The 14,993-nt window shown below is 63.9% G+C and carries 8 protein-coding genes and 1 pseudogene; all 9 read left to right on the plus strand.

The features are described from left to right. Positions 1–4 precede the first annotated feature (4 nt). The 9 genes and pseudogenes from V5B40_RS08905 to V5B40_RS08940 all read left to right on the plus strand — a co-directional run bounded on the left by V5B40_RS08905 (position 5) and on the right by V5B40_RS08940 (position 14,779). On the plus strand, positions 5–178 hold the full coding sequence (locus V5B40_RS08905) for an integrin alpha (protein WP_332354197.1): 174 nt from the start codon (positions 5–7) through the stop codon (positions 176–178). Next, on the plus strand, positions 175–408 hold the full coding sequence (locus V5B40_RS08910) for an FG-GAP repeat protein (protein WP_332354198.1): 234 nt from the start codon (positions 175–177) through the stop codon (positions 406–408). Before V5B40_RS08905 ends, V5B40_RS08910 begins: the two co-directional genes overlap by 4 nt. A 36-nt stretch (positions 409–444) precedes the next feature. Continuing rightward, entirely contained in the window at positions 445–636 is a 192-nt protein-coding gene (locus V5B40_RS08915; protein ID WP_332354199.1) for a hypothetical protein, read from the plus strand. Between the two features lie 2 nt (positions 637–638). Further along, the gene (locus V5B40_RS08920; protein WP_332354537.1) at positions 639–890 is read left to right on the plus strand and encodes an integrin alpha; all 252 of its coding nucleotides are present in this window, start codon (positions 639–641) and stop codon (positions 888–890) included. Further along, the gene (locus V5B40_RS25220) at positions 818–1,078 is read left to right on the plus strand and encodes an FG-GAP repeat protein (protein ID WP_434735858.1); all 261 of its coding nucleotides are present in this window, start codon (positions 818–820) and stop codon (positions 1,076–1,078) included. The genes V5B40_RS08920 and V5B40_RS25220 overlap by 73 nt, the downstream gene beginning before the upstream one ends. After that, positions 1,036–1,356: pseudogene (locus tag V5B40_RS25225) on the plus strand (hypothetical protein); the annotation flags it as partial. The gene V5B40_RS25220 and the pseudogene V5B40_RS25225, both read left to right, overlap by 43 nt. 35 nt (positions 1,357–1,391) lie before the next feature. Continuing rightward, on the plus strand, positions 1,392–2,633 hold the full coding sequence (locus V5B40_RS08930; protein WP_332354201.1) for a calcium-binding protein: 1,242 nt from the start codon (positions 1,392–1,394) through the stop codon (positions 2,631–2,633). Then, on the plus strand, positions 2,593–5,898 hold the full coding sequence (locus V5B40_RS08935; protein WP_332354202.1) for a calcium-binding protein: 3,306 nt from the start codon (positions 2,593–2,595) through the stop codon (positions 5,896–5,898). The genes V5B40_RS08930 and V5B40_RS08935 overlap by 41 nt, the downstream gene beginning before the upstream one ends. A gap of 691 nt (positions 5,899–6,589) precedes the next feature. After that, positions 6,590–14,779: a DUF4347 domain-containing protein gene (locus V5B40_RS08940; RefSeq protein WP_332354203.1), complete on the plus strand. Its 8,190-nt coding sequence runs from the start codon at positions 6,590–6,592 to the stop codon at positions 14,777–14,779. The last annotated feature ends 214 nt before the right edge of the window (positions 14,780–14,993 follow it).

A 14,993-nucleotide genomic window follows, 5' to 3' on the forward strand; every position in this document is an offset into this window, starting at 1 on the left:
CAGCGTGGCCGCCGCCGGCGACGTCAACGGCGACGGCCTCGCCGATCTGGTCGTCGGCGCACCGTATGGCGACCCGGCGGCCGGCAGTAACGCCGGGCGCAGCTATGTGATCTTCGGCAAGAGCGGCAGCACGGCGTCGACCTCTCGGCGATCGCCGCCGGCAATGGCGGCTTCGTGATCAACGGCCAGAGCGCCAACGACTGGAGTGGCTGGAGCGTCGTCGGCGCCGGCGACGTCAACGGCGATGGACTGGCCGACCTGATCGTCGGGGCGCCGGAGCGATCCGGCGGCGGGCAGCGCGGCCGGGCGCAGCTACGTCGTCTTCGGCAAGACCGCAGCACGCCGTCGACCTCTCGGCGATCGCCGCGCGGCACGGCGGTTCGTGATCAACGGCCACTGCGCAATTGACCTGAGTGGCGAGCGTCTCGGCGGCCGGCGACGTCAATGGCGACGGGCCTGGCCGACCTGATCGTCGGCGCCCCGGCAGCGACTCCGGCTGGCGGCATCAACGCCGGGCGCAGCTACGTCGTCTTCGGCAAGACCGGTACTGGGTGCCGTCGACCTCTCGGCGATCGCCGCCGGCAGTGGCGGCTTCGTGATCAACGGCCAGTGCGTCGAATGACTCCAGCGGCTTGAGCGTGGCGGCCGGCGACATCAATGGCGACGGCCTGGCCGACCTGATCGTCGGGGCGCCTGGCAGCGATCCGGCGGCGGAAGCGGCCGGGCGCAGCTACGTCGTCTTCGGCAAGACCGGGGCTGGTGCCGTCGACCTCTCGGCGATCGCCCACGGGATCGGCGGCTTCGTGATCAACGGCCAATGCGCGGCGATCAGAGCGGCCTCAGCGTGGCCGCCGCCGGCGACGTCAATGGCGACGGTCTCGCCGACCTGATCGTCGGGCGCCCGGAGCGATCCGGCGGCGGGCAGCGACGCCGGCCGCAGCTACGTCATCTTCGGCAGCACCAGCGGCGCCTTCGCGCCCGAGCGCCGTCGACCAGCTCGGCGGCACCGGCAACGACACGCTCACCGGCACCGCCGCCGCCGAGACGCTGGTCGCCAACGCCGGCAACGACACGCTGATCGGCAACGGCGGCGCCGACGTCCTCTACGGCGGCGCCGGCGACGACCGCTTCGTCCTCAACGCCAGCAACCTCGCCGCGCTGGCGAGCGGCGTCACCGGCGGCCAGCTCGCCCGCATCGACGGCGGCACCGGCATCGACACCATCACCCTCGCCGGCAGCGGCCTTGCCCTCGACCTCACGCCATCGCCAACCAGGGCGCCAGCACCCCGGGCAGCGCCTCGCGCATCGAATCGATCGAACGCATCGACCTCACCGGCAGCGGCAACAACACGCTGACGCTGAACGTCTTTGACGTCCTCGACATGGCCGGCATGAACCACTTCAACAACGCCAACGGCTGGGCCGACGGCAGCTACAACCTCGCCGCCGGCGGCGCCAACGGCGCCAACCCCGAGCAGCGCCACCAGCTGGTCGTCACCGGCAACACCGGCGACGCCGTCGTCCTGGCCGACGCCGCCAACTGGAACAATGCCGGCACGGTCAGCAACGGCGGCCGGATCTATACGGTCAGCGGCAACGATCTGGTCATCGACTTCTATGGTCAGGGGCGAATTACGGTCAGGGATCAGTTTCTGGCGGCACCGATCGTCGAGATCCTGGCTTTAGCGTATGAGACAGCGCAGTACACCTTCTCCAATTCACTGACCGGTTCACCCGGCAACGATGTGCTGATCGGAACCTCGTTTGGCGATGCCATCAATGGCGGCGGTGGCGAGGACCTCATCTTCGGGAACGAGGGCAATGACACGATTTCCGGAGGCGACGGCGAGGATGAAATCCTGGGCGGTAGCGGCGACGATTTCATGTACGGCGGTGCTGGCGACGACGCCATTGACGGCCAGGGTGGGCAAAGCGTCATCGATGGTGGCGACGGCGACGACGACGGCGTCGAGTACTCCCTCGAATCCGGTGGCGTCACCATCAATCTCAGCGGCGTCACCCAGAACGTCTCGGGGTACTTGCTGGCGGACGGGCGCGTTCTGCACGCCGACGGGGTGACCGAAGACACGCTGACCAGCATCGAGGATGTCCACGGCACGCGCTTCGCAGATGTATTTTACGGAGGCTCGGGTTACCGCAGCTTCAAGGGCCTGGAAGGCAACGACACCATTGTCGGCGGAACGGACCCCGATTCCTGGGTCAGCGTCGAGAACTGGGAGGGGCCCCTGGGAGTGATCGTCAACCTCAGTAACGCCAGTATCACCGTCGGCGGTATCACGGTTGCCAGCAAGACAGAGCGCGACAGCCACGGCGATACCGATACCTTCGCCCTGTCTGCCGGTGGTTTTCGCATCGGGGGTTCAGAGCACGACGACTACCTTCGCGGTCGGGACGATGCCGGCACATGGATCGATTGGCTACGCGGGCAACGACACCCTCGAAGGGTGGCGAGTACTTCGATACGGTGCGAATATGATGCCGATCCTGAAGACGGTGCAATCTACGGCGCGATTGTCAATCTCTCGGCAAGCAGCATCACGGTCGGAGGCGTCACGGGTTACGCGGGCAAGCGTGACCGTCGCTGCCAATCAGGCGCGCGACTGCTCCGGTGACACCGACACATTGATCAGCATCGAAGGCGTTGGTGGCTCGGAACTCAAGGATTATCTCGTCGGTTCCAGCGACGCCAACTGGTTGGTCGGTGAGGCCGGCAACGATACACTGGACGGCGGTAGCGGTGCCGACACCCTGATCGGTGGCGACGGCAGCGACAACTACTACGTCGACGACCTCGGCGACCTGGTCATCGAAAGCAATGCCGACCTCGCCAGCGGCGGCAACGACCTCGTCTACAGCTACCTGTCGGCCTACACCCTGACCGACAACGTCGAACGACTGCGCCTGTTCACCGACGGCCCCGCCAACGCTACCGGCAACGCCCTCGACAACCTCCTCTACGCCGGCGCCGGCAACAACGTCCTCGACGGCGCCGCCGGCAACGACACGGTCTCCTTCGGCTTCGCCAGCGCCGCCGTCAGTGTCAACCTCGGCACCGGCAAGGCCAGTGGCGGCTCCGGCAACGACACCCTGATCGACATCGAAAACCTCGTCGGCAGCCAGTACCACGACTGGCTGCGCGGCGACAACGGCAACAACCGCCTCGAAGGCGGCCTCGGCAACGACGGCCTCAACGGCGAAAGCGGTGCCGACACCCTGATCGGTGGCGACGGCAGCGACAACTACTACGTCGACGACCCCGGCGACCTGGTCATCGAAAGCAATGCCGACCTCGCCAGCGGCGGCAACGACCTCGTCTACAGCTACCTGTCGGCCTACACCCTGACCGACAACGTCGAACGACTGCGCCTGTTCACCGACGGCCCCGCCAACGGCACCGGCAACGCCCTCGACAACCTCCTCTACGCCGGCGCCGGCAACAACGTCCTCGACGGCGCCGCCGGCAACGACACGGTCTCCTTCGGCTTCGCCAGCGCCGCCGTCAGTGTCAACCTCGGCACCGGCAAGGCCAGTGGCGGCTCCGGCAACGACACCCTGATCGACATCGAAAACCTCGTCGGCAGTCAGTACCACGACTGGCTGCGCGGCGACAACGGCAACAACCGCCTCGAAGGCGGCCTCGGCAACGACGGCCTCAACGGCGAAGGCGGTGCCGACACCCTGATCGGTGGCGACGGCAGCGACAACTACTACGTCGACGACCTCGGCGACCTGGTCATCGAAAGCAACGCCGACCTCGCCAGCGGCGGCAACGACCTCGTTTACAGCTACCTGTCGGCCTACACCCTGACCGCCCACGTCGAACGACTGCGCCTGTTCACCGACGGCCCCGCCAACGCTACCGGCAACGCCCTCGACAACCTCCTCTACGCCGGCGCCGGCAACAACGTCCTCGACGGCGCCGCCGGCAACGACACGGTCTCCTTCGGCTTCGCTAGCGCCGCCGTCAGTGTCAACCTCGGCACCGGCAAGGCCAGTGGCGGCTCCGGCAACGACACCCTGATCAGCATCGAAAACCTCGTTGGTAGCCAGTACCACGACTGGCTGCGCGGCGACAGCAACAACAACCGCCTCGAAGGCGGCCTCGGCAACGACGGCCTCAACGGCGAAGGCGGTGCCGACACCCTGATCGGTGGCGACGGCAGCGACAACTACTACGTCGATAACCCCGGCGACCTGGTCATCGAAAGCAACGCCGACCTCGCCAGCGGTGGCAACGACCTCGTCTACAGCTACCTGTCGGCCTACACCCTGACCGACAACGTCGAACGACTGCGCCTGTTCACCGACGGCCCCGCCAACGCTACCGGCAACGCCCTCGACAACCTCCTCTACGCCGGCGCCGGCAACAACGTCCTCGACGGCGCCGCCGGCAACGACACGGTCTCCTTCGGCTTCGCCAGCGCCGCCGTCAGTGTCAACCTCGGCACCGGCAAGGCCAGTGGCGGCTCCGGCAACGACACCCTGATCGACATCGAAAACCTCGTCGGCAGCCAGTACCACGACTGGCTGCGCGGCGACAACGGCAACAACCGCCTCGAAGGCGGCCTCGGCAACGACGGCCTCAACGGCGAAGGCGGTGCCGACACCCTGATCGGTGGCGACGGCAGCGACAACTACTACGTCGACGACCTCGGCGACCTGGTCATCGAAAGCAACGCCGACCTCGCCAGCGGCGGCAACGACCTCGTTTACAGCTACCTGTCGGCCTACACCCTGACCGACAACGTCGAACGACTGCGCCTGTTCACCGACGGCCCCGCCAACGCTACCGGCAACGCCCTCGACAACCTCCTCTACGCCGGCGCCGGCAACAACGTCCTCGACGGCGCCGCCGGCAACGACACGGTCTCCTTCGGCTTCGCCAGCGCCGCCGTCAGTGTCAACCTCGGCACCGGCAAGGCCAGTGGCGGCTCCGGCAACGACACCCTGATCGACATCGAAAACCTCGTCGGCAGCCAGTACCACGACTGGCTGCGCGGCGACAACGGCAACAACCGCCTCGAAGGCGGCCTCGGCAACGACGGCCTCAACGGCGAAGGCGGTGCCGACACCCTCGTCGGCGGCGACGGCAGCGACAACTACTACGTCGACGACCTCGGCGACCTGGTCATCGAAAGCAATGCCGACCGCGCCAGCGGCGGCAACGACCTCGTCTACAGCTACCTGTCGGCCTACACCCTGACCGACAACGTCGAACGACTGCGCCTGTTCACCGACGGCCCCGCCAACGGCACCGGCAACGCCCTCGACAACCTCCTCTACGCTGGCGCCGGCAACAACGTCCTCGACGGCGCCGCCGGCAACGACACGGTCTCCTTCGGCTTCGCCAGCGCCGCCGTCAGCGCCAACCTCGGCACCGGTCAGGCCACTGGCGGCTCCGGCAACGACACCCTGGTCAGCATCGAAAACCTCGTCGGCAGCCTCTTTGATGACACCCTCAGCGGCAACAACGGCGCCAATCGCCTCGAAGGCGGCAACGGCAACGACCGCCTCAACGGCGGCCTGGGCAACGACACCCTGAGCGGGGGGGCGGGCAGCGACACCATTCGCTTCGACAGCCTGCTCAACGCGCTGAACAATATCGACACCCTCACCGACTTCAACGTCCTTGCCGATACCCTCGAACTGGAGAACGCCATTTTCGGCTCCCTGAGCAGCACCGGCACGCTGGCGGCAGGCTCGTTCCGTGCAGGTGTCGGAGTCAGTGCGGTCGATGCCAACGACTTCATCCTCTACGACAGTGCCTCCGGCGCGCTGTATTACGATGCCGATGGCAACGGCGCGGGTGCCGCAGTGCAGTTCGCCAGCCTGAGTGGCGGTCTGGCGTTGAGCAATGCGGACTTCCTTGTGACTTGATCAGCAAGCACTGCCGGGCCTGCCGGGCCGGGTTGGCCCGGCAGTGCCCGTGGCGGTGCCAGCGTTCGCCATTCTCCTGCGCGCACCAGTCCCACAAAAGCCACTCTCCTTTGTCGGGAAATTTTACACCCCCGACCAATGGCTCAAACGCAAGCGCTGAAAGACCCTCGTTACGTCAATGAGTTGAGCGCATTTTCAAACGCTGGCCTATTTTTTGCTTTCTCATTGCGCGCGCAAGAAATTCGAAGAACACAACGAACAGGGGCAATTCTCAGCGCCAGGCACTTTGGTGGAAAGAACAAAGTAAGAAAAAAACCGATGTGCTGTCCGATGGCGGGCGTTCATGCGCATCCACACCCCGTGAATTGAAAAATTTCCGGCTGACACCAGCCGACCGCGACAGGCACCGAGGGGGGCTATGTCTGAGTTGTTCGCTGAGGGGCCGGCTGACATCGCCATTGCCGATAGCGTGGCCTGTCTCGCTGCTTTGCGTCTGAACACGCTTGACGCCGAAAACAAAAAAAGCACGGGCGGTAGGGGTGGCGCCGCAGATCGGCGTCTCCATCCTTCCGGCGGGCCTCCTCCACATGCGCCACGTCTTTCTCTCCGGACTCCCCCAATAGTCCCGCGCGGAACGCCGCTTCAGCCGGCCTCGCCGGTGTTTGATTTAAATCCTTAACCAGGTGCCATCATGACTATCGCCACTCGCCAAGTTGCTTTCATCGATTCCCGTATTGCCGACTACCAGACCCTGGTCGATGGACTGGCGGAGGGAACCGAGTGGTTCCTGCTGAATGCGGGGGAGGATGGTATTGATCAAATGGCGGGGGTTCTGTCGGGCTACACGCTCCTCGATGGGATCCACGTCTTTTCGCACGGCAGTCCGGGTGCATTGTACTTGGGCAGCACGGTGCTGGAGGCAGGCAATCTGGACGCTTACCTGACACCTCTGCAGGCGATCGGGCAGAGTCTGACGGCGACTGGAGACATCCTGTTGTATGGATGCAATGTGGCTCAAGGAGATGTTGGAACTCAGTTTGTCAGCGCCCTCGCGGAGGTGACTGGGGCGGATGTGGCCGCGTCGACGGATTTGACCGGGGCGGCGGCATTGGATGGAAACTGGGTGCTTGAGGCGGTCAATGGCCAGATTGATGTGAGCAACGTGGCTCCGCTGGCTTATGACGGTTTACTGCCAGCCGCTACCCTGCTGTCTGACGCCATCACCGGAGAAATCGTACGCGCCGGGCTGTCGCTGTCGATGCGGGCCTATTCGAGTGCTTATCTTGGCACCGCAAAGGACGCCACCGCCAACACGGCGGTCAGCGCCTGGCACGCGATCGATGTATCCGATCTGGGCGTGCTTTCCGGCGTCGTGTTTGATACTACCAACGGCAATGTTCTCAGGTGCGAAGTAGGCAACGCCTCGGCGACCGTTGGGAAGTGCACGATGGACGACGGCAAGGTGGTACTGGGGATCGGTTTCGAGGGCACCAATTTCGGTACTGAATGGCTCGACTTGTGGGATGACCTGGTTAACATCAATGCCCATGCGGAGAAGCTTTCCGGGCTTGTAGAGGCGCTGATGGACTACGCCACCACTGCGGGTGTCAATCAAATCCTGTTCACCGGTCACAGTCTTGGTGGCGGGGTGGCGCAGTACTACGGCAACAAGTATGCAACCAACAATCTCGTTACAGGGGTGACATTCGGCTCGCCCGGGGCGCTGGATGCCAATGCCCTGGCGGACGATAGGCTGGTCAATTTCAGGCACACGGCAGATGCGGTGCCCGTCGTGGGTGAGCACGGTCTGTCAATTGTGCGGACAATTGATACTGTGGTCGATGTGTATCAGTTATACGCCGCGTTTTCCAGTGGAGGTCTGAGTGTAGCTGCAAAGCTGGGCCTTGAAAAATTGGTCGACTCATTGCTGGCCGGTATTGCTCTTGAGGGCGCCGAAGCCATCGCCGACTGGCTTGGGTTTTCAGATGTGGCGGATGTCTATGCGGGGCTTAACTTCGTCTTCCACCGGGCTGACTATACTGTTGACGGAACCAATGTCGTCATTGACTACATACGACCCGATGACGGACTGATTTGGATTACGGAGCACAACCTGTTCAATCCGGACTTGAGCCAAGACACCTCCTATGCGGCCTCTTTGGACACCTATCTGAAATACGTCGATCTGGCCGGAGTTTTACAGACAGGGTATTTGCAGATTGGCACCTCTGCCAACGACGACCTGCAAACTGGACAAGTCACCGTCTACACGCCGTTTTACGGCGCTTACGATGCCTCACTAGGCGGGGCGGGGGATGATGAGATCGGTCGACACACCCTCACCAGCGATGATAGTGAGGCCGACATCATGGCCGGCGGCACGGGGGATGACACCTACCATGTGGATAACGTAAATGACCACATCGAGGAGGCTCCCGGTGCGGGTGGCGGAGTCGACACCGTACGCTCGCGGCTGAACAATTACACGCTGGCAGCAAACGTCGAGAACTTAATGCTGGAGGCCAACGACGACTGGTATCAGTTGTTCACCAATGACGACATCAACGGTACCGGCAACAACCTGAACAATATTATCGAAGGAAACAATGGCGACAACACCCTGCGGGGGCTCGGTGGCGACGACACGCTTTGGGGAAACGAAGGGAAGGATATCCTTGAAGGCGGGGATGGTAACGACGTGCTCGGCGGTGGCCGTGGCGATGACCTCCTGGAGGGCGGTTACGGTGACGATACCTACCGCTATTGGTTCCGCGACGACGATGACGAGATCTGGGACATCAGTGGTTACGATCACTTCTGGTTCGAGGACATTTCTCTAGCGGCTATCGTTGGCGCGAGCCGGTCGGACAGCGACGATCTGGTCATTGAAATCAAAATCCCCTTGTACCTCGGCCTAAACGACACCATCACCATTGATCATTGGTATCAATCTGTTGCCTACAGAATCGAAGCATTTCATGTCGATGGGCTGGTGTTGTCGGGTGATGAGTTCATCAGCGCCATTCAAGTGATTCAGGCGGGCGGTGGCGACGTACGTTCGGTCGGCGACGATTCCGACCAGTTCTACGACGGAACAGACGCGCCAGAAACCATCGACATGCGCGGAGGCAATGATCGTGTCTACGCTCGCGGTGGAAACGACCTTATTTATGGCGGAACCGGTCACGACACCCTCTACGGGGGTTTGGGAAACGACGAGATATACGGAGACGACGGCGACGACAAGCTGTTCGGCGAAGCCGGAAACGACACGCTCGATGGAGGCGCGGGTATCGACATTCTCGACGGTGGTGCCGGCAACGATGCCTTCCAGAGTGTCGGCATGGGCGATACCGTCTCGGGCGGGGCTGGCATCGACACGGTTAACTTCAGCCTCGGCGCGGCCACCCAGGACATCACGATTAACCTCGGTACCGGCGAGGGAGCGGGCGGGACCTGGACCGGCGTGGAGTTTGTGGAAGGCACGCTGGGCCAAGGTAACGACAGCGTGACTGTCGGTATGCAGTTTGGCAGCATCTATGGCTACAGCGGCACCGACAGCCTGACACTGGACTACTCCGGCACGCTGTCCGACGGGCGCACCGCGACGAAGCTGAACTTTGATCGTCTGAACGCTGACAGTGCCACCTATCCGAGCGTTGTGCTCAGCGATGCAACGGAGATCACCGTCCCGATTCGATCCTTCGAGCATTTCCACATCACCGGCACCGTGGGCGACGACGTCATCAACGGCAGCGTCGGTACGCTCAGCAACACGTTCTTCGGTGGAGACGGCAACGATACGCTGACCGGCGGCGTGGGCGCTGACACCCTCGACGGCGGCAATGGCGACGACACGTTCTTTGTCACCAGCCTCGGCGACGATATTTCGGGCGGGGTGGGCACCGACAGGGTCAGCTTTGGGCTTAGCGCCGAAAACGACGACATCACAATTGATCTCGGTACCGGCGAGGGAGCGGGCGGGACCTGGACCGGCGTGGAGTTTGTGGAAGGCACGCTGGGCCAAGGTAACGACAGCGTGACTGTCGGTATGCAGTTTGGCAGCATCTATGGCTACAGCGGCACCGACAGCCTGACACTGGACTACTCCGGCACGCTGTCCGACGGGCGCACCGCGACGAAGCTGAACTTTGATCGTCTGAACGCTGACAGTGCCACCTATCCGAGCGTTGTGCTCAGCGATGCAACGGAGATCACCGTCCCGATTCGATCCTTCGAGCATTTCCACATCACCGGCACCGTGGGCGACGACGTCATCAACGGCAGCGTCGGTACGCTCAGCAACACGTTCTTCGGTGGAGACGGCAACGATACGCTGACCGGCGGCGTGGGCGCTGACACCCTCGACGGCGGCAATGGCGACGACACGTTCTTTGTCACCAGCCTCGGCGACGATATTTCGGGCGGGGCGGGCAGTGACCGGCTCAGCTTTGGGCTCGGCACTGTGAGTGAGGACATCACGATAAACCTTCTCACCGGCGCGGGCGCGGGCGGCATCTGGACCGGTGTGGAGTTTGCGGAAGGCACGCTGGGCACGGGTAACGACAGCGTGACTGTCGGCATGCAGTTTGGCAGCATCCATGGAAACAGCGGTACTGACAGCCTGACGCTGGACTATTCCGGCACGTTGGCCGACGGTCGCACGGCGACGAAGCTGAATTTCAACACGCTCAACAGCAACGGTGCTCTTTATCCGAGCGTCGTTCTCAGCGATGCAACGGAGATCACCGTTCCCATTCGATCCTTCGAGCATTTCCACATCACCGGCACCGTGGGCGACGACGTCATCAACGGCAGCGTCGGTACGCTCAGCAACACGTTCTTCGGTGGAGACGGCAACGATACGCTGACCGGCGGCGTGGGCGCTGACACCCTCGACGGCGGCAATGGCGACGACACGTTCTTTGTCACCAGCCTCGGCGACGATATTTCGGGCGGGGCGGGCACCGACAGGGTCAGCTTTGGGCTTAGCGCCGAAAACGACGACATCACAATTGATCTCGGTACCGGCGAGGGAGCGGGCGGGACCTGGACCGGCGCGGAGTTTGTGGAAGGCACGCTGGGCCAAGGTAACGACAGCGTGACTGTCGGTATGCAGTTTGGCAGCATCTATGGCTACAGCGGCACCGACAGCCTGACACTGGACTACTCCGGCACGCTGTCCGACGGGCGCACCGCGACGAAGCTGAACTTTGATCGTCTGAACGCTGACAGTGCCACCTATCCGAGCGTTGTGCTCAGCGATGCAACGGAGATCACCGTCCCGATTCGATCCTTCGAGCATTTCCACATCACCGGCACCGTGGGCGACGACGTCATCAACGGCAGCGTCGGTACGCTCAGCAACGCGTTCTTCGGTGGAGACGGCAACGATACGCTGACCGGCGGCGTCGGCGCTGACACCCTCGACGGCGGCAATGGCGACGACACGTTCTTTGTCACCAGCCTCGGCGACGATATTTCGGGCGGGGTGGGCACCGACAGGGTCAGCTTTGGGCTTAGCGCCGAAAACGACGACATCACAATTGATCTCGGTACCGGCGAGGGAGCGGGCGGGACCTGGACCGGCGTGGAGTTTGTGGAAGGCACGCTGGGCCAAGGTAACGACAGCGTGACTGTCGGTATGCAGTTTGGCAGCATCTATGGCTACAGCGGCACCGACAGTCTGACACTGGACTACTCCGGCACGTTGGCCGACGGTCGCACGGCGACGAAGCTGAATTTCAACACGCTCAACAGCAACGGTGCTCCCTATCCGAGCGTCGTTCTCAGCGATGCAACGGAGATCACCGTCCCGATTCGATCCTTCGAGCATTTCCACATCACCGGCACCGTGGGCGACGACGTCATCAACGGCAGCGTCGGTACGCTCAGCAACGCGTTCTTCGGTGGAGACGGCAACGATACGCTGACCGGCGGCGTGGGCGCTGACACCCTCGACGGCGGCGCCGGCAACAACGTCCTCGACGGCGCCGCCGGCAACGACAGCGTCTCCTTCCTCTTCGCCAGCGCCGCCGTCAGCGCCAACCTCGGCACCGGCAAGGCCAGTGGCGGCTCCGGCAACGACACCCTGATCAGTATCGAAAACCTCGTCGGCAGTCAGTACCACGACTGGCTGCGCGGCGACAACGGCAACAACCGCCTCGAAGGCGGCCTCGGCAACGACGGCCTCAACGGCGAAGGCGGTGCCGACACCCTGATCGGTGGCGACGGCAGCGACAACTACTACGTCGACGACCCCGGCGACCTGGTCATCGAAAGCAACGCCGACCTCGCCAGCGGCGGCAACGACCTCGTCTACAGCTACCTGTCGGCCTACACCCTGACCGCCAACGTCGAGAACGGCCGGATCATGAGCGCTGGCACCGCCAGCCTCACCGGCAACGCCCTCGACAACCTCCTCTACGCCGGCGCCGGCAACAACGTCCTCGACGGCGCCGCCGGCAACGACACGGTCTCCTTCGGCTTCGCCAGCGCCGCCGTCAGTGTCAACCTCGGCACCGGCAAGGCCACCGGCGGCTCCGGCAACGACACCCTGATCGACATCGAAAACCTCGTCGGCAGCCAGTACCACGACTGGCTGCGCGGCGACAGCAACAACAACCGCCTCGAAGGCGGCCTCGGCAACGACGGCCTCAACGGCGAAGGCGGTGCCGACACCCTGATCGGTGGCGACGGCAGCGACAACTACTACGTCGACGACCTCGGCGACCTGGTCATCGAAAGCAACGCCGACCTCGCCAGCGGCGGCAACGACCTCGTTTACAGCTACCTGTCGGCCTACACCCTGACCGACAACGTCGAACGACTGCGCCTGTTCACCGACGGCCCCGCCAACGCTACCGGCAACGCCCTCGACAACCTCCTCTACGCCGGCGCCGGCAACAACGTCCTCGACGGCACCGCCGGCAACGACACGGTCTCCTTCGGCTTCGCCAGCGCCGCCGTCAGTGTCAACCTCGGCACCGGCAAGGCCAGTGGCGGCTCCGGCAACGACACCCTGATCGACATCGAAAACCTCGTTGGTAGCCAGTACCACGACTGGCTGCGCGGCGACAGCAACAACAACCGCCTCGAAGGCGGCCTCGGCAACGACGGCCTCAACGGCGAAGGCGGTGCCGACACCCTGATCGGTGGCGACGGCAGCGACAACTACTACGTCGACGACCCCGGCGACCTGGTCATCGAAAGCAATGCCGACCTCGCCAGCGGCGGCAACGACCTCGTCTACAGCTACCTGTCGGCCTACACCCTGACCGACAACGTCGAACGACTGCGCCTGTTCACCGACGGCCCCGCCAACGGCACCGGCAACGCCCTCGACAACCTCCTCTACGCCGGCGCCGGCAACAACGTCCTCGACGGCGCCGCCGGCAACGACACGGTCTCCTTCGGCTTCGCCAGCGCCGCCGTCAGTGTCAACCTCGGCACCGGCAAGGCCAGTGGCGGCTCCGGCAACGACACCCTGATCGACATCGAAAACCTCGTCGGCAGTCAGTACCACGACTGGCTGCGCGGCGACAACGGCAACAACCGCCTCGAAGGCGGCCTCGGCAACGACGGCCTCAACGGCGAAGGCGGTGCCGACACCCTGATCGGTGGCGACGGCAGCGACAACTACTACGTCGACGACCTCGGCGACCTGGTCATCGAAAGCAACGCCGACCTCGCCAGCGGCGGCAACGACCTCGTTTACAGCTACCTGTCGGCCTACACCCTGACCGCCCACGTCGAACGACTGCGCCTGTTCACCGACGGCCCCGCCAACGCTACCGGCAACGCCCTCGACAACCTCCTCTACGCCGGCGCCGGCAACAACGTCCTCGACGGCGCCGCCGGCAACGACACGGTCTCCTTCGGCTTCGCTAGCGCCGCCGTCAGTGTCAACCTCGGCACCGGCAAGGCCAGTGGCGGCTCCGGCAACGACACCCTGATCAGCATCGAAAACCTCGTTGGTAGCCAGTACCACGACTGGCTGCGCGGCGACAGCAACAACAACCGCCTCGAAGGCGGCCTCGGCAACGACGGCCTCAACGGCGAAGGCGGTGCCGACACCCTCGTCGGCGGCGACGGCAGCGACAACTACTACGTCGACGACCTCGGCGACCTGGTCATCGAAAGCAATGCCGACCGCGCCAGCGGCGGCAACGACCTCGTTTACAGCTACCTGTCGGCCTACACCCTGACCGCCAACGTCGAGAACGGCCGGATCATGAGCGCCAACACCGCCAGCCTCACCGGCAACGCTTTGGACAACTTCCTCTACGCCGGTGCCGGCAACAACGTCCTCGACGGCGCCGCCGGCAACGACACGGTCTCCTTCGGCTTCGCCAGCGCCGCCGTCAGTGTCAACCTCGGCACCGGCAAGGCCACCGGCGGCTCCGGCAACGACACCCTGATCAGCATCGAAAACCTCGTCGGCAGCCTCTTTGATGACACCCTCAGCGGCAACAACGGCCCCAATCGCCTCGAAGGCGGCAACGGCAACGACCGCCTCAATGGCGGCCTGGGCAACGACACCCTGAGCGGGGGGGCGGGCAGCGACACGATTCGCTTCGATAGCCTGCTCAACGCGCTGAACAATATCGACACCCTCACCGACTTCAACGTCCTTGCCGATACCATCGAACTGGAGAACGCCATTTTCGGCTCACTGAGCAGCACCGGCACGCTGGCGGCAGGCTCGTTCCGTGCGGGTGTCGGAGTCAGTGCGGTCGATGCCAACGACTTCATCCTCTACGACAGTGCCTCCGGCGCGCTGTCCTACGACGCCGACGGCAATGGGGCAGGGGCGGCGGTGCAGTTTGCCGCGTTGAGTGGTGGGCTGGCGCTGGACAATGCGGACTTTCTGGTGACTTGAGTGCCGGTTGCCGCTTGCGTGGAGCGTCGAACCCGCAGTGTTCGAAACACGACGTCGCGAGGCCGGTCATCGGACCATTGCGCTCACGAAAACCGATGCTGGCCGGCGTCATGGTGACTTCGGCCAGTTGCTCCGTAAGGGTGCAGCGCAGCTGTAGTGGTGAAGCAATTTGGGACACAGGGATAGGTTGTTTTTCTGCCATTTGATGTTGGCT

The sequence above is a fragment of the Candidatus Accumulibacter meliphilus genome, assembly GCF_036625345.1.
GTDB classification, from domain to species: Bacteria; Pseudomonadota; Gammaproteobacteria; order Burkholderiales; family Rhodocyclaceae; genus Accumulibacter; species Accumulibacter meliphilus.

What these genes read in the sequence shown, in the direction of transcription:
- V5B40_RS08915 (WP_332354199.1), top strand. Translation starts at nt 445, where the DNA reads ATGGCGACGGGCCTGGCCGACCTGATCGTCGGCGCCCCGGCAGCGACT.
- V5B40_RS25220 (WP_434735858.1), top strand. Translation starts at nt 818, where the DNA reads ATGCGCGGCGATCAGAGCGGCCTCAGCGTGGCCGCCGCCGGCGACGTC.
- V5B40_RS08930 (WP_332354201.1), top strand. Translation starts at nt 1,392, where the DNA reads ATGAACCACTTCAACAACGCCAACGGCTGGGCCGACGGCAGCTACAAC.
- V5B40_RS08940 (WP_332354203.1), top strand. Translation starts at nt 6,590, where the DNA reads ATGACTATCGCCACTCGCCAAGTTGCTTTCATCGATTCCCGTATTGCC.